At 71.9% G+C, this 1,611-nt stretch carries 2 protein-coding genes and 1 pseudogene; all 3 read right to left on the bottom strand.

The genetic code is table 11. The features are described from left to right. Positions 1 to 453 (bottom strand): VWA domain-containing protein (locus AC1D01_RS33920; RefSeq protein ID WP_477873855.1); only part of this gene is annotated, 453 nt, incomplete at its 3' end. Then, positions 450 to 1,430 carry a DUF58 domain-containing protein gene (locus tag AC1D01_RS33915; protein ID WP_477873854.1) on the bottom strand — a complete coding sequence of 327 codons (981 nt, stop codon included), beginning with the start codon at positions 1,428 to 1,430 and terminating at the stop codon, positions 450 to 452. The genes AC1D01_RS33915 and AC1D01_RS33920, both read right to left, overlap by 4 nt. Then, a pseudogene (locus AC1D01_RS33910) lies at positions 1,430 to 1,611 on the bottom strand (AAA family ATPase); the annotation flags it as partial. The gene AC1D01_RS33915 and the pseudogene AC1D01_RS33910, both read right to left, overlap by 1 nt.

Genomic DNA, 1,611 nt, shown 5'->3' with positions numbered 1-1,611 from the left:
CACCACGTCGTCGCGGCTCTGCGTCGGCGGCTGCACCACCGCGGCGGTGCCGGCGAACGACACCACGCCCACGCGCACGCTGCGCGGCAGGTCGATGAGGAAGGACTTGGCGGCCTCCTGCGCGGCGGTCAGGCGATCCGGCTGCACATCAGTGGCACGCATGCTGCCGGAGACGTCCATCGCCAGGATGATGGTCTCCTGCTGCAGCGGCAGCGTCACCACCGCCATCGGCCGCGCGGTCGCGATCAGCAAGGCACCGAGCGCCACCAGCAGCAGGGCCGGCGGCACGTGGCGGCGCCAGCCGGGGCCGCCGCCCTGGGCCTGCTTGACGACGGCCAGGCTCGCGAAGCGCAGCGTCGTTTTCTTGCGCTTGTTCAGCAGCCACAGGTAGAGCAGCACCAGCAACGGCACCGCCAAGAGCGCCCACAGCAGATGAGGCCACACGAAGGTCATGCAGCGCTCCTCGATGCACCGACAAGCGGCCGCAGGTGCGCCGCCATCCCGCCGCCGTGCGAGGCTCGCGCGCGCTGCCGGCGCAGCTCGACGAAGCGCAGCAGCGCCTCGCCCAGGTCGTCGTCGGTGGTCAGCTCCAGCGTGTCGACGCCGGCGCGCGCGAAGGCGGCGTGCAATTCATCCTCGCGCGCCTCGGCGATGCGTGCGAAGCGCTCGCGGAAGCCCGGGTCATGGGTGTCGACCAGCAGCTGCTCGCCGGTCTCGGCATCCTGCAGCGTGACGAGGCCGAGGTCCGGCAGGTCGAGTTCCATCTCGTCGTACAGCCGCACCGCCAGCACCTCGTGGCGCTGCGCCAGGCGCGCCATCGCATCGGCCCAGCCGGGCGCGCTGATGAAGTCGGAGACGACGAACACCATCGAGCGCCGCGGGATCATCGTGGCCGCGCGCTGCAGCAGGTCGCCGAGCCGCGTCTCGCCCTGCGCGGCGGCCTGCGGCGCCGCATGCGCGCGCAGCCGCTGCAGCAGGTTCAGCACATGGCTGCGGCCGGTGCGCGGCGGCAGCACCGCATCGACCTGGCTGCCGTAGAACACCGCGCCGACGCGGTTGCCGTGCCGCGTCAGCAGGCGCGCCAGCACGGTGACGAACTCGGCCGACACGCTGCGCTTGCTGCGCTGCGCACCGAAATCGATGCTGCCGCTCAGGTCGAGCAGGAACCAGGCGCTCATCTCGCGGTCCTCGGTGAACTCGCGCACGTGCGGCACCTGCAGCCGCGCGGTGACGTTCCAGTCGATGTGGCGCACGTCGTCGTGGTGCTGGTACTCGCGCAGGTCGGCCAGGTCGAGCCCGGTGCCGCGCCACAGCGTGCGGTAGTCGCCCTGCAGCAGGCCGTCGAGGCGGCGCAGCACGGTCCACTCCAGCCGCTGCAGCACCGATTCGGCGCTGGGCGTCGTCGCAGGTGATCTGGCGGACTCGTCCATCAGCGCCCCGCTTCCTCGGCCCGGTGCGCCATCGGCTTGTCGGGCTTGGGCACCTTCTGCACGAGCTTGTGGACGACCTGGTCCGCGCTCAGCCCCTCGGCCAGCGCCTCGTAGCTCAGCACCAGGCGGTGGCGCAGCACGTCGGGCACCAGGTCGAGCACGTCTTCGGGCAGCGCATACG

It is taken from the genome of Rhizobacter sp. P3_B12, from assembly GCF_056402895.1.
The sequence above is the reverse complement of the archived record's forward strand: the minus strand, read 5'-3'. Positions and strand labels throughout refer to the sequence as shown.

Coding starts and splice junctions, on each gene's coding strand:
- AC1D01_RS33915 (WP_477873854.1), bottom strand. CDS start 1,430: ATGGACGAGTCCGCCAGATCACCTGCGACGACGCCCAGCGCCGAATCG.